Genomic DNA, 20114 nt, shown 5'->3' on the forward strand with positions numbered 1-20114 from the left:
AATGCGGCCGACGAAGCGTGTCGACCACACAGATAGCTTATGGATTGGGAGTATTTATTTAACTATTATGGAGCATCAAATGTAACATTGACGTTGCCGCGATAGTTACCTTCAGGGTAGCCGCCACCTGGTTTAACTGCACTAACTTCCATATCCGCATTCATTTCACTTACCGCGGCATCAGCATCAACGACACTCGTCGGGGCACCATCAACCAATGTTACACCGTTGAATTTCACATTCAGATCGATAGTATTGGCGCCCGAAACCATGTTAGTTGGGCCATTAAGGGTTGCCATGATCGCAGGGCCGGTCGTACCACCAGCTGCACTTTTTGCCTTGAACTTAAGGACCATATCTTTCACTTCAGGAGCCGCCGGATCGGAAGCATCCACAATAAAGCGCTGCGGCAGTGTTACAGTGTCGACTGACACAGGCTGAACATAGAAGTCAGCACTTGGAATATCGGCAATCACTTCAATATCATGAGTTTGGGGAGTAGCCAGTGCGGCCGAAGAAGCAAAAGCCATAGCCAGCACGGAAGTAGACATTGCAATTTTCTTGAACATTAATTTCACCTTTAAGCATCAAAATAATAGTGCAAGCTTCAGCCAAGCGACAAAAGTCCACACCGGATTGTTTATCAAGTTGGTTATAATGCAACACTGCATTCAACGGGGCGCATCTTCGCGCTTTCTGAAGGACCGGTATGCCGGATTTTTCTGTACTTCTTGTAGGACTTATCCTGACGCCTGAAGGACCAACCTGTAAGCTACCTCTATATTGCTGGTAGGAATTTTCGTATGGTATAGCTGATCCCAAGCCTGGCACGATTACGGCCAGGAGCGGTCATCCGACGTTTCAAGAACAGCAGGCCCAAGCTACGAGAACCGGTGCCTGGGACAATAGAAAGATCATGGCATGTGCACATAGCAGTGCGGCTGGGACACAACTGACGCTTGAAGAAAATTCTGAGCCTGAGATCAACCCGTCAACTACCACCCGATTGGCCAGTGCTCCACGGAAAAGGGGACTGCGAATAAAAAAAATCCCGATGCACAGGCATCGGGACTGGGTGAAGCGCATCAAGCCAACTGCGTCAAAAAGTTACTGTTGGTGTTTGAAAGGAAAACCGATCGGAGGGGAACTGTCAAAAGACTCATCCCACTTTAGAATCAAAGTAAGATGCGAAGTTGACAGATTGGCTGGATCAGTGGGCGCGGTAAAGTCATCGAAACACACGGTGACAGTAGTTTTCTCGGAAAGATTGAACTGATCATCCATGGTTAGGCCATTATAAGGGCCTCCAAATGAGGCTGCGGCTTTTCCTGATGGCCACAGATCACCAGCGTGGTCGCTGCATCCAACTCACCCAGTCGCTGCAACAGATCATCCCGGCCAAAAAAAAACCCGCCCCATCAGTACGATACTTTCACGCAAACGATCCTCAGGCAAAACCGCCCAGGAAGCACGGAATCAAAGCCCCTCCAGCTCAGCCATCAGATCATTCAACCGCTCCACCTTCTCCTCGGTAATATCGCTTGTCGCCAACCCGTCGATGTACTCGGCCAGCTCCTCCACCGTGGTGCACTCGAACATCGCCCGCAGCGGCACATCACGCTGCAGGGTTTTCTGCACCCGCGAAGCGATCTGCGTGGCCAGCAACGAATGCCCGCCGAGCTCGAAGAAGTTGTCGCGGATGCCGACTTTCCCGACCTTCAGCACCTCGGCCCAGATAGCCGCCAACGTCTGCTCCAGGTCGTTGCGCGGCGCCTGGTAATCCTGGCTTTGCAACAGGCCGATCTCCAGCGCCGGCAGGGCCTTGCGATCCAGTTTGCCGTTGGCGTTGCGCGGCAGCTTGTCGAGCCACAACCAGTGCAGCGGCACCATGTATTCCGGCAGCTCGGCGCGCAGGCGTTGCTTGATCTGCTCCAGGCAATGAGCAGGATCGAACGTTGAATCCGCCGCCACCAGATAACCCACCAGATGCTTGCCATTGATCCCCTCCTGCACGCCGACTGCCGCGTCGCGCATTTGCGGCTGTTCATGCAGGCGCGCTTCGATTTCACCCAGTTCGATACGGTAGCCGCGGATCTTCACCTGATGGTCGATGCGCCCGACGTATTCCAGCATGCCGTCACTGCGACGGCGGGCCAGGTCGCCGGTGCGATACAGGCGCTCGCCTGGGGCACCAAACGCATTGGGCACAAACACCTGGGCCGTGCGCAGCGGATCGCTGACGTAGCCGCGCCCAACCCCGGTGCCCGCCACGCACAACTCGCCCACCGCACCCAGCGGCACCAGCTGCAGCGCACCATCGAGCAGGTACAGGCGGTTATTGTCGGTCGGCGTACCGATCGGCAAATAGCTGCCGCGGGTGGAGGCCATGTCGACGCGAAAGAACGCCACGTCATCCGAGCATTCCGCCGGGCCATAGGCATTCACCAGCCCGATCTCCGGGTAACGCAGCAGCCATTGATGCGCCAGTTCCGGCGGCATCGCCTCCCCCGTCGGCAACATCCAGCGCAGGCCATCGAGGCGCATGCGTTCCTGGGCGAGCATGCCCTGGATCAGCGACGGCACGCTCTCCAGCACCGTGATGCCTTGCGCCGAAACATGCGCCAGCAAACCCTGCGGATCGTGGGCAATGCTGTTCGGCACGATGTCCACCCGCGCGCCGAACAACGGCGCGGCGAGGAACTGCCACACGGAAATATCGAAGCTTTGCGAAGCGGTCTGGGCAATCACGTCAGCCTCGCCGAGGCTCAGGTACGGTACCTTGCTCAACTGGTTGTTGAGCATGCCGCGCTGCTCGACCATCACGCCCTTGGGCAAACCGGTGGAGCCGGAGGTGTAGATCACGTAGGCCAGGTTATCCGGCCCGCTGTGGATGCCCGGATTGGCCACCGATACATGGCTCGCCTGTACCTCTTCCCAGACCAGCAACCGAGGCCGACTGGCGCAACCGAATTCATCCAGCAACGCCAGTGCTTGCGCGTGACAGGCTCGAGTGCACACTAGCAACGGCGTGCGACTCAGGTCGATGATGCGACTCAAGCGCTGGCCCGGTAGCCCCGGATCCAGCGGCAGATAACCCGCCCCCGCCTTGAAACTGCCAATGATCATGCCGAGCAAATCGAGGCTGCGTTCGGCCAACAGCGCCACCGGTTGATCCAGCCCGACGCCAGCGGCAACCAGTGCATGGCCGAGGCGGTTACTGCGCTGGTTCAGTTCCAGATAGTTGTAGTGCTGATCCAGACAACTGGCGGCAATACGCAGCGGGTGGGCAGCCACTTGCGCTTCAAACAAGGCAACGTAGCTCTGCTCCAGGGGGTATGCATGTTCGCTCTGGTTGCAGCCGTGGATCAGGAATTCATGTTCCTCAGTGCCCAGCAACGGCAGGTCCGCCATGTCACCATGGAAACCTTCGACCAACGCCAGCAACAGGCGCTTGAACTCGCCAAGCATGCGCTCGACCGTGGACTCATCGAAATAACGCTGGTCATAGGACAGGTGCAAGCCCAGGTCATCACCCGGATAGCACACTGCCGTCAGCGGGAAATTTGTGTGGGTGCGGCCCGAATCCGACGTCGCATTCAGGCTTTGCGCACGGTCGAGCACCGAGACTTCCACCGGGGCGTTTTCGAATACGAACAGGCTGTCGAACAGCGGCTGGCCCTTGGGCAGTTCGCTGTTTTCCTGAATGCTCACCAGCGGCAGGTACTCGTACTCACGCAGTTGCATGTTGCTGTCGAGTAAAGCGCTCAGCCATTGGCGCACACTGCAACGCTGATGGTCGTCAGGGATTTTCACCCGCAGTGCGATGCTGTTGATGAACAGGCCGACGGTGCGTTGCATCTCTGGCATCTCGACCGGACGTCCAGCCACCGTGACCCCGAACAGCACGTCGCGATCACCACTCAGCCTGAGCAATACCAGGGCCCATGCCGCCTGGGTAAAGGTGTTGATGGTCAGCTGATGCGCCTGGGCCAGTTCACGCAGCCGTGCACCGTCACGGGCATCAAGGCGGGTGTAGCGGTCGCCGACGATCATGCCGCCGCTGTCGCCGGCATGTTCGCGCAGGAACGGCCGGTCGCTCGGGATCGGCGTGGTCCGTTCGAACCCTTGCAGGTTGGTTTTCCACCATTGCCGCGCTTGGGCCAGGCTCTGGTGTTGCAGCCAGGCGATGTAGTCGCGGTAACGCGGCGCTACGGCCAACTGCGCTTCCCGGCCTTCGCCGAGGGCGGTGTAGATCTCGAAGAAGTCGTTCATCAGCAGGGAGCGGCACCAGGCATCGATCAGGATGTGGTGGTTGCTCATCATGAACCAGTAACGTGCCGCACCCACCCGGATCAGGCGCAAGTGGAACGGTGCCTGGTTGAGCAGGTCGAACCCGGCCTCGCGCTCGGACTTGAGCAGGGCTTGCAGCTTCGGCTCCTGCTCGGCGGCGGCGATCTTGCTCCAGTCCAGATATTCGATCGGCGTGCTGCCCGGTTTGTGGATAACCTGCAGCATGCCTTCGCCGACGTTCCAGCAGAACGAGGCGCGCAAGGCTTCGTGGCGGGCGATAACCGCCTGCCAGGCCTGGACGAAACGCTGCGCATCGAGCTCGCTGTCGATGCGGTAGCGATCCTGCATGTAGTACAGGCCCGTGCCCGGTTCCAACAGGGTGTGCAGCAGCATGCCTTCCTGCATGGGCGTCAGCGGGTAGACGTCTTCGATCAGCGCTGCAGAAATCGGCAGTGCATCCAGTTGCGCCTGGTTTAGTTTCGCCAGCGGGAAGTCTGACGGCGTCAGGCCGCCCGCGTCATCGCGCAGGCAGTGCTCGATCAGGCTGCTCAACTCACACAAGTAAGCATTGGCCAATTCGCTGATGGTCTGGGGCGCATAGCGTTCGGCGCTGAAGGTCCAGCGCAGCACCAGTTCGCCGCCGTAGACCTGACTGTCGACGCTCAATTCATTCGGCAGCGGCGCCTGCGCATCAAAGGCCGCGCCAACCGCTTCATCCAGCGGATGGAACAGTGCATCGGCCGCAAAGCTCTGGTCGAACTGACCCAGGTAGTTGAAGGTAATCGGCGCCGCCGGCAGCTCGGCCATGCGCTGGCGGGTAGGCTCATCGGCCAGATAACGCAGCACGCCATAGCCCAGCCCTTTGTGCGGTACGGCGCGCAATTGCTCCTTGATCACCTTGATCGAGGCGCCCTGCCCGGCCACCTCCTCGATGTTCGCGGGTGTCAGGCGCAGCGGGTAGGCGCTGGTGAACCAGCCGACGGTGCGGGTCAGGTCGATGTCGTCGAACAGCGCCTCGCGACCATGGCCTTCAAGTTGAATCAGCGCCGACGCGTGACCGCTCCATCGGCACAACACACGGGCCAATGCAGTCAGCAGCAGGTCGTTGACCTGGGTGCGATATGCACTCGGCGCCTGTTGCAGTAATTGCCGGGTGCGCTCGCTGTCGAGGCGCACGCTGACGGTTTGCGCATGGCGATGCTGGCGACCACCCTGCGGTCGATCGCAGGGCAACTCGGCGCTCGGCCCGGCCAATTGCGCCTGCCACCAGCCCAGTTCTTCACGCAGGGATTCGCTGCCGGCATAGGCCTGCAAGCGGGCGGCCCAGTCCTTGAAGGCACTGGTCTTGGCCGGCATTTGCACCGGCTGTTGTGCGTCAAGTTGGCGATAGACGCTCTGCAGATCTTCCAGCAGCACGCGCCATGAAACGCCGTCGGTTACCAGGTGGTGAATCGCGATGAACAAGCGCTGCTGACCTTCGGGACCGTCGACCAGCAACACCCGCAGCAACGGCCCCTCTTCGAGATCGAGGCTGCGCTGGGCGTCGGCGAACAGGGCGGCGCATTGGTCCATGGACGCGACGCGCACTTGCCACAGCACCGGCACATCGGACATCGCCTGGTGCCGGGCTTGCCACTGACCGCCCACCTGGCGGAAGCGCAAGCGCAACGCATCGTGCTGTTCAATCACCGCCAGCAAAGCTTGCTCCAGGCGATGGGGTTCCAGGGCCTCGCTCGGTTGCAGCAGCAACGCCTGGTTCCAGTGTTGGCGCTGGGCAATGGCGGTGTCGAAGAACCAGTGCTGGATCGGCGTCAGGCGCGACTCGCCGCTGAGCAAGCCTTGCTCGGCGGTGACCTGCCCGGTGCGGGTCGCCACGGCGGCAAGGGTCTGCACGGTCTGGTGCTGGAACAGGTCGCGGGGGCTGAAGTAAATGCCCTGCTGGCGCGCGCGGCTGACCACCTGGATCGACAGGATCGAGTCGCCACCAAGCTCAAAGAAGTTATCGTTGCGCCCGACCTGTTTGATGTTCAGCACTTCGCACCAGATCTGCGCCAACGTCAGCTCCAGCGCGTTGCTGGGTGCCACATAGTGCTGGCGATTAAGCTCCGTGTCTGGTGCAGGCAGTGCGCGACGGTCGAGTTTGCCGTTGGCGGTCAGCGGCATGCTCGCCATCAGGATCAGGTGCGTGGGCACCATGTAATCCGGCAGCTGGGACTTGAGGTGCGACTTGAGTGATTCACGCAGTGCGGCTTGATGCGACTCGTCCTGTTCGGCGACGTCGGATACCAGATAGCCAACCAGTTGTTTGCCGCTCGGTGCATCGAGCGCCAACACCACCGCTTCACGTACCGATGGATGTTCCAGCAAACGGCTTTCGATCTCGCCCAGTTCAATGCGGAAACCGCGAATTTTCACTTGATGGTCGATTCGCCCGAGGTATTCCACCAGGCCATCGGCGCGCTGGCGCACCAGGTCACCGGTACGGTAGATACGCCCGCCGTCGCCGGCAAACGGATCGGCAACGAAGCGCTCCGCGGTCATGCCTGGACGTTGGTGATAACCCTGGGCCAGGCCGGCACCACCGACGTACAACTCGCCGGTCGCACCCTGTGGCAGCAACGCCAGGTCGGCATCGAGAATGTACGCCACGCGGTCGCCGATCACGCTGCCGATCGGTACGCTGCCGGCGCCTTCTTCCAATGCTTCGGGGGCCAGGCTGGCCAGCGGCATGACCACGGTTTCCGTCGGGCCGTAGGCATTGAAGAACAGGCTCGGCTTGAACGCCGCACGAATCCGCGCCAGGTGTTCGCCGGTCAGCGCTTCGCCACCGGTGATAATCATGCGCACCGGCAAGGTTGCGTTCTGCGTTGCCAGCCACTGCGCCAACTGGCTGCCGTAGCTCGGGGTGAAACCGAGGATATTGATATGGTGGCGACGGATCAGTTCGCAGATCTCTTGCGCGTCCCACTGGCCCTGGGCACGCAGCACAACCTGTGCACCGCTCAGCAGCGGCGCCAACAAGCGCTCGGAGGCGGCGTCGAAGTTGATCGAATAGAAGTGCAACTCGCAGTCGTCCGGGCGCATGCCGAAACGCTCGATCACCGCGCGGCAATGCATGGCGATTTCGCCGTGGGACACCACCACGCCTTTGGGTTTACCGGTGGAACCCGAGGTGTAGATCAAGTAAGCCTGATGTTGCGGCAGGCTGCTGTCAGGCAGTTCGCAGACGGGATAATTGGCAAGCGCCGCAGAGTCTTCCTCCAGGCACCAGCGGCCGACGCCCGCGGGCAAATCGCCAAGGGCCTGGAACATCGCCGCGTCACTGAGCAGCAAACCGACGCCGCTGTCTTCGATCATGTAGAGCAAGCGATCCAGCGGGTATTCCGGGTCCAGCGGCACGTAGGCGCCGCCGGCCTTGAGGATCGCCAGCAGGCCGATGACCATCTCCAGCGAACGCTCCAGCGCCAGGCCCACCCGCACCTGCGGGCCCACGCCGCGCTCGCGCAGCATCCAGGCCAGGCGATTGGCGCGGCTGTCGAGTTCGGCGTAGCTCAGGGTGTGCCCGGCAAACGTCAGGGCCGGCGCATCGGGACGCGCCCGGGCCTGTTCGCTGAACAGCTGATGGATGCACTGGTCGAGTCGATGCGCGCCCGGCTCGACGCCCAGGCTGTCGAGCAACTGTTGTTGCTCGCCGGCTTCGAGCAACGGCAACTCACTGAGGCGCTGCTGCGGATCGGCAATCAGCGCCTCCAGCAGGTTGCGCCAATGGGCGGCCATGCGCGCAATGCGCGGCTCGTCGAACAGGTCGGTGCTGTAGGTCAGGCAGCAACCGAGGCGATGGTCGAGGTCGGTGACTTCCAGGTTGAGGTCGAACTTGGTCGCGCGGGCATCGTTGGCCAGGTATTGTACGGTCATGCCAGCCAGGCTGCGGCTCTGCTGGAATTCCCAGCGCTGCACGTTGCACATTACCTGGAACAGCGGGTTGTAGGCGGCGCTGCGCGGTGGCTGCAAGGCTTCCACCAGATGATCGAATGGCAGGTCCTGATGGGACTGGCCCTCGATCACGGTGTGGCGAACCTGCTCGAACAACTCGCCGACGGACATCTGCCCATCGAGCTGGCAACGCAGCACCTGGGTGTTGAGGAACGCGCCGATCAGCCCTTCGCTTTCCGGGCGAATGCGGTTGGCCACCGGCGCGCCGATGCGCAGGTCGGTCTGGCCGCTATAGCGATACAGCAGCGTGGCCAGGGCGGCGGTCATGGTCATGAACAGGGTCAAGCCGTTTTGCGCATTGAAGGCACGCACCCGTGCCGCCAGATCGTCGCTCAGGTCGAAACGGTACAACTCGCCCTGGTGGCTTTGTACCGGAGGACGCGGACGGTCGGCCGGCAATTCCAGCAGCGGATGCTCGCGGCCCAGTTGCGCCGTCCAGTAGTCGAGCTGGCGCTGGCGTTCACCGGACTCCAGCCATTGCCGCTGCCAGACGCTGTAATCCAGGTACTGCACCGGCAACGGCGCCAGCGGTGATTCGCGTTCCTCGACGAAGGCTTCGTAGAGCACACTGAGTTCCCGGGCAAAGATGTCCATCGCCCAGCCTTCGGTGACGATGTGGTGCAGGGTCAGCACCAGGTAGTGCTCCTGTTCGGCTGTCTTGACCAGGCAGGCGCGCAGCAGCGGGCCGGTTTCCAGATCGAAGGGTTTGTGCGCCTCATCGTCGGCCAGTTGCTGGACTTGCCACTCACGGCCATCGGCATCCAGCGCGGTGAAGTCCTTGCAGTCGATGCGCACTGAGGTTGAGGCATGCACCTGTTGGCGCGCGACGCCATCGACACTGGGGAAAGTGGTGCGCAGGGTTTCGTGACGCATGATCAGCGCCTGCAACGCGGCCTCGAAACGCTCGACATCGAGCACCCCGCGCAGGCGCGCCATGCCACCGACGTTGTAGGCCGGGCTGTCCGGTTCCATCTGCCAGAGGAACCACATGCGCTGTTGGGAATAGGACAACGGCACCGCTTGGCTTCGGTCGACCTGGGCGATTGGCGGCTGTTCGTTGGTACGACCGCTGGCCTGGATCAGGCGCACCTGTTCGGCAAAGGCGCCCAGCCCGCTGTTTTCGAACAGGGCGCGCAAAGGCAACTCGACGTCGCAGGCCTGACGCGTGCGGGAGATGATTTGCGTGGCCAGCAGCGAATGGCCGCCAAGGGCGAAGAAGTCATCGCCCAGGCCGACTTGCCCCAGGCCCAGTACTGCACGCCAGATGTCGGCGATTTGCCGTTGCAGTTCGGTCACCGGTTCGACGTGTTCGCGCACCTGCCACTGCGGTTCCGGCAAGGCACGACGGTCGAGTTTACCGCTCGGGCTGAGGGGCATCTCGTCCAGGCGCATCAGCTGTGACGGGACCATGTATTCCGGCAGTTCCGCCGCCAGCACGTTTTTCAGGCGGGTGCTTTGGGCTTCTTCGGATTCAGTAGAGTCGGCGGTGTAGTAACCGATCAACTGGCCGCCGGCGGACGTTTCGCGCACCAGCACCACCGCCTGGGCGACACCTTCTTGCGCCAACAACCGCGCTTCGATTTCTTCCGGCTCGACACGGAAGCCGCGCAGCTTGACCTGCTGATCGAGACGTCCGAGGTATTCGATCACCCCATCGGTAGTCCAGCGCGCACGGTCACCGGTGCGGTACAGACGCGCGCCCTGCTCGCCCAGTGGATCGACGACAAAACGCTCGGCGGTCAGGCCCGGACGGCCCAGATAACCGCGGGCCAGGCCGATGCCGCTGATGCACAGTTCACCCGGCACGCCGGCCGGCAGGGGATTCAGATCAGGGTCGAGTACGCGGCAGATCACGTTGCCCAGCGGCCGGCCAATCGGCGAGCGATCGCCATCGGCGCTGGAGCAATGCCAATGGGTCACGTTGATCGCGGTTTCGGTCGGGCCGTAGCGGTTGTGCAATTGCACGGCCGGCAGTCGCTCCAGCACCCGATTGCGCAGGTCGGCGGGCAGCGCTTCGCCACCGGAGAACAACCGACGCAGGCTGGTGCATTCGGCGCTGAGCGGTTCGTCGATGAACAACGCCAGCAGCGGCGGCACGAAGTGCAGCGTGGTCACGCCGTAGGCTTGAACCAGCTGCGCGATGCGCTGCGGATCGCGGTGTTCACCCGGCCCGGCCAGCAGCAGCCGGGCCCCAGTAATCAGTGGCCAGAAGCACTCCCACACCGACACGTCGAAACTGATCGGCGCTTTTTGCATCAGCACATCGGTTTCATTCAGGCGATAGGTGTCCTGCATCCATTGCAAACGTTCGGCGAGGGCCGCGTGGGTGTTGCCGACGCCTTTCGGTTGCCCGGTCGAGCCGGAGGTGTAGATCACGTAGGCCAGGTTGTCGCCGTGCAGGTGCAGGCCCGGCGTGTGGCTTGGCCAGTTTTCCAGGTGCAGGGCGTCCATCGCGATCACGCTGACGCCGTCGGTCGCTGGCAAGCGCTCGAGCAATTGAGTGTGCGTCAGCAGCAACTCGACGCCGCTGTCGCTGAGCATGTAGGCCAGCCGTTCGGCGGGGTAATCCGGATCGAGTGGCACGTAGGCGCCACCGGCCTTGATGATCGCCAGCAGTCCGATCAACAGTTGCGGCGAGCGCTCGGCGGCAATGGCCACGCACACATCCGGACCGACGCCTTTGTCGCGCAGGTAGTGGGCCAGACGATTGGCCTGGGTGTGCAGTTCGGCGAAATCGAGGCTGCCACCGTCCCACAGCAGCGCGGTGCGTTCCGGTGTCTGACGGGCTTGTTGGTTGAGCAGTTCCGGCAGCCACTGGCTGGCGGGTGGGCACGGAGCCACGGCCCATTCGGCTTGCTGATTGATTTCAGTTCCGGTCAGCAGTGGCAGATCACCGATGGCGGTTTCAGGTTGTTCACTAATGGCGCGCAACAGGCGGCTGTAGTGCTCGGCCAGGCGTTCGATGGTCGCGGCATCGAACAGCTCGCTGGCGTAGTCGAAGGACAGGCTCAGGCGCCCGTTGCGATCTTCTTCGCTGTGCAACTGCAGGTCGAACTTGGCCTCGCGACTGTGCCACGGCAGTTCCTCGGCAAGCAGCCCGGGTAGGCGTTTCAAGGCGCTGAGATCCCGTTGCTGGTGGTTGAACATGACCTGGAACAGGCCCTGTTCGCGCGCCTGGGGGAAGGCCTCGAGCAGTTGCTCGAACGGCAGATCCTGATGCGCCTGCGCCCCCAAGGCAGCCTGTCGGGTTTGTGCCAACAACTCAACGAATGGCAGGCGCGAATCCACCTCGGCGCGCAGCACCTGGGTATTGATGAAGAAGCCGATCAGGCCTTGGGTTTCCAGGCGTGGGCGGTTGGCATTCGGCACGCCGATGCGGATGTCGCGCTGCCCGCTGTAGCGATGCAACAGGCTCTGAAACGCGGCCAGCAAGAGCATGTACGGCGTGGCTTGATGGGCCTGGGCGGTCTGGCGAATGGCATCGCTCAAGTCCGCCCCCAGGCGCACGGTATGGCGGGCGGCGCTGTGCAGCTGTTGCGCCGAGCGCGGGTGGTCGGTGGCCAGGTTCAGGGTTGGATGCTCATCGCCCAACTGCGCCTTCCAATAAGCCAGTTGGCGCTCGCCCTCCCCTTGCGCCAGCCATTGGCGCTGCCAACTGCCGTAGTCGGCGTACTGGGTCGGCAGTGGCGCGAGCGTGGCTTGTTGTCCTTGGGCAGCCGCCGCGTACAGCCGGGAAAATTCGTCGATCAACACATTCATCGACCAGCCGTCAGCGATGATGTGATGCAGCGTCACCAGCAGTTGGTGATCTTCGTCGTCGAGGCGCACCAGCGTTACCCAGAGCAACGGCCCCTTCTCCAGGTCGAACTGAGTGCGCGCTTCGTCCTCGCGGATTTGCCGAGCCTTGGCTTCACGCTCGGCCAGCGGCAGATCGCTGATATCGATGCGTTGCAGATTGAATTCAGCGGCCGTAACGACCTGCTGCAGCGCCACCCCGTCACGCTCGAAGAAACGCGTGCGCAGGGATTCGTGGCGCTCGATCAACTGCTGGAAACTGCCGCGCAGGGCGTCTTCGTCCAGTTCGCCGCGCAGGCGCAAGGCACCGGGAATGTTGTAGGCGCTGCTCTGCGGGTCGAGCTGCCAGGTGATCCACAGGCGATTCTGCGCCAGGGATTGCGGCATGGCCTCGCTACGCGACAGCGCGCTGATCGCGCCTTGGGCGAGGCCACCGTCCTGCTGTTGCCGCGCCACCGCGTCGGCGAAGGCACCAAGGGTCGGCGCTTCGAACAGCAGGCGCAGGTTCAGCTCCAGGCCAAGTTGTTCCCGCAGACGCGCCACCACTTGCGTGGCCGCGATGGAGTTGCCGCCCAGCAGGAAGAAGTGATCGTCGGCAGCGACCTGCTGGACCTGCAATTGCTCGCACCAGATCTGGCCGATCAGGCTTTGCAACTCACAGGCGGACTCAACGTTGCCTGTGCTTTCTGTGACCGCCGAAGGGAACAGCGCATAACTGTCGAGGCTGCCTTCGGCCAGGCGATTGCGGCACGCCGAGCGTTGCAGTTTGCCGCTGGAAGTCTTGGGCAAGGCGCCCGGATTGAGCAGCACCACCACGCTCGGCGCTTCCTGGTACGCCTCGGCCACGGCCTGGCGGATAGCCTTGGTCAAGGCCTCGGGCGGGAGGATTTTTTGCACACTGCGGCTGATCTCCGCAGCGATGCCGATGCCTTCCTGGCCATCGATATTGACCGCAAAGGCGGCGACGCGCCCCTTGCGCACCACTTCCACTTCACGCTCGACGGTCTGTTCGATGTCTTGTGGATAAAGGTTGTGCCCGCGCACGATCAGCATGTCTTTCAGGCGCCCGGTGATGAACAGCTCACCGTCGCGCGTGAAACCCAGGTCACCGGTGCGCAGCCATTTTTTACCTGCGTGCTGGACGAAGGTCTTGGCCGAGGCTTCGGGGTTGCGCCAGTAACCGTGGGCGATGCTCGGGCCGCTGGCCCAGACTTCGCCGACCGCGTTGTCAGCCAGTTCGTTGAGCGATGCCGGATCCATGATCAACACCGTGTGATCCGGCTGGCTGACGCCGCAGCTCATGATCGCGCTGCCCTCGCCGGCTTCGGCACGGTTTTGCGCCAGGGCCCGGTCGTCCACTCGCAAATTGCCGATGCCTTGGCCGCGCGGAGTACCGGCGACGAACAGCGTGGCTTCCGCCAGACCGTAGGAGGCCATGAAACTGTCTTCGCTGAAACCGCAGCTGGCGAACTTCTCGGCGAAACGTTCCAGGGTGTCGAGGCGAATCGGTTCCGACCCGGAATAGGCCACGCGCCAGCCGCTCAAGTCGAGGCGTTCCAGGGCCGACTCACTGACTCGTTCACTGCACAGGCGATAGGCAAAATCCGGCCCGCCACTAATGGTGCCGCCGTATTCACTGATCGCTTCCAGCCAGCGCAGCGGCCGGCCGAGGAAGTACGCCGGCGACATCAACACGCACGGCACGCCACTGAAAATCGGCTGCAACAGGCCGCCGATCAGGCCCATGTCGTGATACAGCGGCAACCAGCTGACGATCACGTCGTCGGGGTTCAGGTCGATACCGAAACCGTGGCGGATCAGCAATTCGTTGGCCACCAGGTTGCCGTGGCTGACCTGCACGCCCTTGGGCAATGCGGTGGAACCAGAGGTGTATTGCAGGAAGGCGATGTCAGCGTCTACCAGGGCTGGCGCGACCCAGCGTTCGGCGTGGGCGCTGTCGAGGGTATCGACACACAACAGCGGCGGCGCCCCTTCGATTTGCAGCAGCGAATCGCGCAGGCCGGCACTGGTCAGCAACAGGCGCGGCTCGGCATCGCCGATGATCGACAGCAGCCGCTCCTGATGATGCCGACGCGCCGACTCCGGCGGATAGGCCGGCACCGCGATCACCCCGGCGTACAGGCAACCGAAGAATGCCGCGACGTAATCCGGCCCGCTGGGAAACAACAACACCGCGCGCTCGCCAAAGCCGGCCTCGGCCTGCAACGCGCCGGCAATCGTCCGCGCCCGCTGATCCAGCTCGCGATAACTGAGCACCACAGCCTGGTCCCGGGTTTCGGCAAGAAAACGCAAGGCCACCCGATCCGGCGTCAGGGCCGCGCGGCGCTGGAGGGCTTGGACCAGTGTGCTGGGGATTTCGAACGCGTCGGTCATGAGGTTTCCTGCCTGAATTCGGCTTGGTAGGAGCGAGCCTGCTCGCGAAAATCCGGAGAACGCCGCGGGGTGTCAGGCGCCCATCGTCATCATTGACGACCATCGCGAGCGAGCTCGTTCCTACGGGGTGATGAGGGTTGCGCTGTGCAATTTCTTCCTTGAGAACGGATGGCGCCTGGAAATAATTAGTCGCCAGGCATGAGCGCCAACCGGGTCGTGGCACGACAGCGTGTCGCAGTTCTCACTCTGCACCTTCAATGCGCATTACTTCTCTTTCTCAATTGACAATCATTATCATTCAACATAATTTGTCGCTCGATGTGTAGGGCGGCCCCGGCCTTCTTGTCGTCCCACTAACCTATTGGCAGCAAGGTGATTTCCAATGACGGAACAAGCGTCCACAAGCAGGTGCGATTCGCCGCTACTTCAAGCCTTCGTCGACAATCGACTGATACTGGTCAAGATTGCAGCCCGCATCACCGGCTGCCGCTCGCGCGCCGAAGATGTGGTGCAAGATGCTTTCTTCCGCCTGCAATCGGCGCCGAACATCACCTCCTCCTTCAAGGCGCAGCTCAGCTACCTGTTCCAGATCGTGCGCAACCTGGCCATCGACCACTACCGCAAGCAGGCCCTGGAACAGAAATACTCCGGCCCTGAAGAAGAAGGCCTCAACGTGGTCATCCAGGGCGCCTCCCCGGAAACCTCGCACATCAACTTCTCCACCCTGGAAAACATCGCCGACGCCCTGACCGAACTGCCGAGCCGCACGCGTTATGCCTTTGAGATGTACCGCTTGCATGGCGTGCCGCAGAAGGACATTGCCAAGGAGTTGGGGGTGTCACCGACGTTGGTGAACTTCATGATTAGGGATGCGTTGGTGCATTGCCGGAAGGTGTCGGGGAGTCGGGGGGATACGTTTGCCCAGCGTTGAGGCTTGATCGTGGGATCAAGAAGGCCGTTCTGAGATTCGGGACGAATCAGTCGTCATGCAGCAAACCTGAACTGTATTCGCTGAAACTGCTGACAAGCGCACTGCCCTTTCAGTATTGCTGGGGTCTCAACTAAAAAGGACGTCACTCAGGGACGTCCGTCTGTTTATTACCACTCACTTCCGGTTGCCGCCCGTGCCTTCATACACTGCTGGGCGGGTCGACGTGCGCGCAGGTGTGGAAGACCGGGGATCCAGGAACCCGGCGCACCCGAAAGTGCCCCGCACACACCCGCCATAATTTAACAGCACACATGAAAAAAGTGACTGCATAAATTCAGGTGGCGCCTGTGCGTCTAGATCACGTGAAGGGCTTGATTGGGGACGGTAAAAGATGGGCGAATTCGGCGCGTATTGAGGGAAACCTCCTACATTTCTGCCGCCTCATCAACAGATTGAAAGTTTCACAGCTTGGTAGCGCGCCCCAAAGCTCAGTAAGGGTTTGTGATGCTATCGTTGTTCTCCCGTAACCCGTGTTTTGCTCTTCGTTAAAGTCAGGCTCAACAGGACGGAAACCAAGATGATGCCGCCGACTGTGGTCAGCGACCATTGGATCGGCACGTGCCACCACGGCGCGACCAGCATCTTGCCGCCGATGAACACCAGTACGATGGCCAGGCCATATTTGAGCAAGTGAAAGCGGTCGGCCATGTCGGCAAGCAGAAAATACAGTGCGCGCAGGCCCATGATGGCGAAGATGTTGGAGGTGAACACGATGAACGGGTCCGTGGTGACGGCGAAGATAGCCGGGATGCTATCCACCGCAAACACCAGGTCGCTGGCCTCGATCAGTACCAGCACCAGGAACATCGGCGTCGCCCAGCGCAGGCCGTTCTGGCGCACGAAGAAGTGCTCGCCGTGAAAGCCGTCGGTGATGCGAAGATGGCTGCGCAGCCAGCGCAGCAAAGGGTTCTTTTCGAGGTCTGGCTGCTGGTTGGCGAAGATCAGCATCTTGATGCCGGTGATGACGAGGAAAGCACCAAAGACATAGAGTAGCCAGGCAAACTCCTGCACCAGCCAGACGCCGGCGAAAATCATACCGGCGCGCATGACGATGGCCCCGAGCACGCCATAGAGCAAGACACGGCGCTGCAACTCTGGCGGCACGGCGAAGTAGCCGAAGATCATGACGAAAACGAACATGTTGTCGATCGACAGCGACTGTTCAATCAGGTAGCCGGTGAGAAATTCGAGCGTTGTACGCTGGGCCACTTCGGCACCGACATGGCTGTGCAGATACCACCAGAGCAGAGCGGCGAAGACCAGTGCCAGGCTGACCCAGGCGATGACCCAGGCCAGCGCTTCGCGGACCGAAACACGATGCGCCTTGCGCCCGCCGAAGACGAACAGATCGAGCGCCAGCATGGCAAGGACGAACACGATAAAGGCGGCCCACATCCAGGGTTGGCCGACGCTGATGGCCGTCATCTACTGTCTCCGCATGAAGCAACAATAGGCTGGAGGAGTCATGCTAGCGAGCCTGTTACCACAACAAAAATCGTTTATTCGTTGCGAATAGTTCGTTTTTTACGAAGTATTGATTCAGGTGCTGAACTACCAGCAACCGCATTGGTTATGCTCCGTGGTCAAGACGGGTGGCGTGGCGCGCGCTTCCAGCAGTCTCGTCTCTTGCTCGATCGTGATGGAAAGGTCTGCTACACCCTTCGACAGTCTTGGCAACTGGTAAGCCGGTGATGCTGGCGTATATTGATAGTGTCGATCCAGGTAGTTGAGGCGATAAAAGATCGCCAATGGTGGGACAAGCGAGAGTGCTGGGGGCGCTAGCGGATAACCCGGAACGTTGGAGGTGTCATATGAGGCAGTATCAACGACTCTTTCTGATCGCAGGTCCCACCATGCGTCACTCGCCGGCGATGGAGCGGGCAATCGCATTGGCCGACGCTACAGGCGCAGCGCTGCATATTGCGGTGTTCATCGAAGACTTCGACCTTATGCGGTTAATGAGCAACAGTGAACAGCTTCGTGAGAGTTGCCGGCAGGAGAACCTGCAGTGGCTGACGGATGAGGCCGAACTCATGCGCAGGAAGGGCATCACTGTGACCACCGAAGTTGCATTGACCCGTGACCCGCTGCAAGAAATCCTTGGGCATGTGGCTGAAATGCAGCCTGACCTGATTATCAAGGACGTACACCATGAATCAGCGCTCAAACGTGTATTCATCACGCCTTTGGATTGGCAGTTGTTACGCGAATGTCCGAGCGCTGTACATCTGGTCAGCGAAGTCAGGTGTCCGCTTCCTCGAGTAATAGTGGCGGCGGTTGATCCATCGCATCCTGAGGGTCAGATCAGCGCAATCAACGACAGTATCATTCAGGCGGCGAGCGAAATGGCCGCGCAATGCGAAGCTGAATTGCACATGTTGTATGCCTATGAACTAACCCACACACATTTCTCTGATGCAGGTGCTGGCGCCGTGACGATGCCAGGCTTCGCCAACGACGTGCGCCGGTCACTTGAAAAGTGCTTCGTTGCCTTGGCCGGACGCCACGGCGTGCCACCTGAGCGACAACATTTCATTGCTGGGCCGCCAACGAAAGCGATGGCCGACTTTGCCACTCATACTCGAGCGGATGTCTTCGTAATGGGAAATACCCATCACAAAGGGGTGGACAAGCTGATTGGCAGTACCACGGAGCATGTTCTGTATCAGGTGCCCTGCAGCGTTTTGGCCATCAAGGGAGAAGCGGATCACTGAACGAAAAAACGGCAGGGGAAAAGGGGAAAAGTTTTTTGTAGAACACCATTGGCGTAAGAATAGTCTTCTACCCCAGTGGTGCTTTACAACGACTTCGCAGCCGAAGGGCGCGAAAGCCCCCCCTCGCCCAAAAAACGTGGCTACTCAGTTGAGTCGAGTCGATCCAACGCCCGTTCACAGCCAGCTCACCTGACATGATGACCTGCGCAATGCCCAGCAAGGATTTGCGACTCGTCCCCTGCGCGCGATCCGCCAGATCCAGGGTCATGACATTGGCCGACGCCAGCGACTCACAAGCATGGGCCAGCAGGGTTTCGGTATCGAGCTCTGGGTTGACGATGATTATGGTGTCGGGTGTGCGCGGAGTGTCCATGATGGGGATGTCCGGCTTCAGGTGATCGTCGAGGGCGCGTTCGGCGACTTCGTGGTTTTTTTGAATCGAGCGCTTCGTAGGGGGATGCCGGATCAGTGTCCGACGGATTGGATGTGACCTTGAACATGGATGGAACTCCGATGCTATTTAGAAAGGAGCCATCACCGCCTGCGTCATCGAGTCGATCAACATGAGCCTGCGCAAGGTCACCAAAAGCAGAGCCTCATTCCCGACTGACGATGCGGTAATGAAGCTCTTTATCTGGCGCTGAACAACATCAGTAAGAAGTGGACAATGCCAATCAGGGACTGGGCGGGAGCCTTGAACAGGTTCAGTATCCAGTTCGAAGACAGGCTTTTGCAGGATTACCAGCCACCCCCGTTTACACAGGATTCATTACACCCCCCGCTTATCCTTAAGAGAAACACCGATTGCGGGATAATGAATGACTTCTCGATCTGACTTGTTGTCGGAATTATCGATCGCTGTCACACCAAACTCGTATCGCACCCCCGGTTCCAGCCTGGTAATGGCAAATTCCAGTTGTTTCGTGTGCCCCAATACATTACCGACACCTTTATCGACGATATAAGTAATATCCCCAGAACTGTCAAATGACTCCTCCCAGCTCAACTGCAAGCCCAAATTTGAGGTTCTTAACCCTGTAGGCTTGGTGGGCGCGGTAAGATCCTCGAAGTAGACATTGACACAAACAGGCTTTGAGAAATTTAATCCATCATCAAAGGTACGAATGCAGTAGGAGTGGTCCCGCCCCTGTTCTGGAGTGGTATCGGTGTAGGGAGGTGTTTTTGGGGTATCGAGTAAACTCGTATCTCGGCGTATCTCATAACGAGGCTCACCACCTTCAACTTCACCGGGACTCCAAAAAAAGGAAACCTGATCGAGAGTCTGATTGAAGGGCTCGAAGAAGCTTGGAGGCTTGGGTTGCATTCTGTCGGGGGTTGTAATCTCGATCAAGGCTGGGTCCGTGATTCCATGCGGCGGAAAGAACCCAACGAACGTAAAACTGTAGTTCGTATTTTTCGTCAAGTTATCTAAGGTAACTCTTCCACTCCTCCCTCTATACCGCTCAACTGGACCAGCAGGGGTATTTTCAGTAAGCATATATTCAAGCGCAGGCGTCGTCGCTTCCACCTGAAAAGTAGTCCAGGTTATATAATTGATTTGATACTCCAAAGGAGGCAAATTAGCTTCAGCGTTCATACACATTCTCCAAAATTATAAATAGGTGCTCTTCAGCACTTGTTATTCAAGAGCGCATTAACAAAACAGCCCGCATGAAATCAGTACAAACTTATCTAATCACAAAAATACAATTAAGAATACTAGCAATTCTGCTAGTAATTAATCACAACCTGAAACTCCCACTCGTGTTAACGCCCCTCAATCATTCGGTCGAGCCCCTTATCCCAAGGAACACAAAGAGAACATTCAATACTCTTGATCATCTGTTCGCCCTCATCTGAAAATTAATGATACGTTCGTATTTTCACTGCACATTCGACTCTTGGGCACTGTAAGAAATGCCAGTTTTTAGACCCTA

6 protein-coding genes and 3 pseudogenes are annotated in these 20114 nt (G+C 60.0%); 3 read left to right on the plus strand and 6 right to left on the minus strand.

What is annotated here, in order from left to right; translation table 11 throughout:
• Window positions 1-65: 65 nt before the first annotated feature.
• The 3 genes and pseudogenes from HGP31_RS22485 to HGP31_RS22495 form a co-directional block, all read right to left on the minus strand.
• Window positions 66-569 carry a CS1 type fimbrial major subunit gene (locus HGP31_RS22485; RefSeq protein ID WP_042955239.1) on the minus strand — a complete coding sequence of 168 codons (504 nt, stop codon included), beginning with the start codon at window positions 567-569 and terminating at the stop codon, window positions 66-68.
• A gap of 720 nt (window positions 570-1289) precedes the next feature.
• Window positions 1290-1476: pseudogene (locus HGP31_RS30630) on the minus strand (alpha/beta fold hydrolase); the annotation flags it as partial.
• Window positions 1477-14472, minus strand: a complete 12996-nt coding sequence (locus HGP31_RS22495; RefSeq protein WP_168758713.1) for a non-ribosomal peptide synthetase — start codon at window positions 14470-14472, stop codon at window positions 1477-1479.
• A 382-nt stretch (window positions 14473-14854) separates the two neighbouring features.
• On the opposite strand from HGP31_RS22495, the gene HGP31_RS22500 reads away from it, so the two are divergent.
• Complete coding sequence (locus HGP31_RS22500; protein WP_020795936.1) at window positions 14855-15403, plus strand: RNA polymerase factor sigma-70; 549 nt, start codon at window positions 14855-14857, stop codon at window positions 15401-15403.
• Between the two features lie 507 nt (window positions 15404-15910).
• Here the strand turns inward: HGP31_RS22500 and HGP31_RS22505 are convergent.
• Window positions 15911-16888 carry a TerC family protein gene (locus HGP31_RS22505; protein WP_020795935.1) on the minus strand — a complete coding sequence of 326 codons (978 nt, stop codon included), beginning with the start codon at window positions 16886-16888 and terminating at the stop codon, window positions 15911-15913.
• A 386-nt stretch (window positions 16889-17274) separates the two neighbouring features.
• Here HGP31_RS22505 and HGP31_RS22510 point away from each other — a divergent pair, with 386 nt between their 5' ends.
• A complete protein-coding gene (locus HGP31_RS22510; RefSeq protein ID WP_020795933.1) occupies window positions 17275-18177 on the plus strand; it encodes a universal stress protein in 903 nt (300 codons plus the stop codon).
• A gap of 140 nt (window positions 18178-18317) precedes the next feature.
• On the opposite strand, the pseudogene HGP31_RS22515 reads toward HGP31_RS22510, so the two are convergent.
• Window positions 18318-18677: pseudogene (locus HGP31_RS22515) on the minus strand (DUF6124 family protein).
• A gap of 36 nt (window positions 18678-18713) precedes the next feature.
• Here HGP31_RS22515 and HGP31_RS22520 point away from each other — a divergent pair.
• Window positions 18714-18913, plus strand: a pseudogene (locus HGP31_RS22520) (transposase); the annotation flags it as partial.
• Window positions 18914-18946: 33 nt separating this feature from the next.
• Here HGP31_RS22520 and HGP31_RS22525 read toward each other — a convergent pair.
• On the minus strand, window positions 18947-19774 hold the full coding sequence (locus HGP31_RS22525; RefSeq protein ID WP_240963502.1) for a fibronectin type III domain-containing protein: 828 nt from the start codon (window positions 19772-19774) through the stop codon (window positions 18947-18949).
• Window positions 19775-20114: the final 340 nt, after the last annotated feature.

Source organism: Pseudomonas umsongensis (assembly GCF_012647205.1).
Lineage (GTDB): Bacteria > Pseudomonadota > Gammaproteobacteria > Pseudomonadales > Pseudomonadaceae > Aquipseudomonas > Aquipseudomonas umsongensis.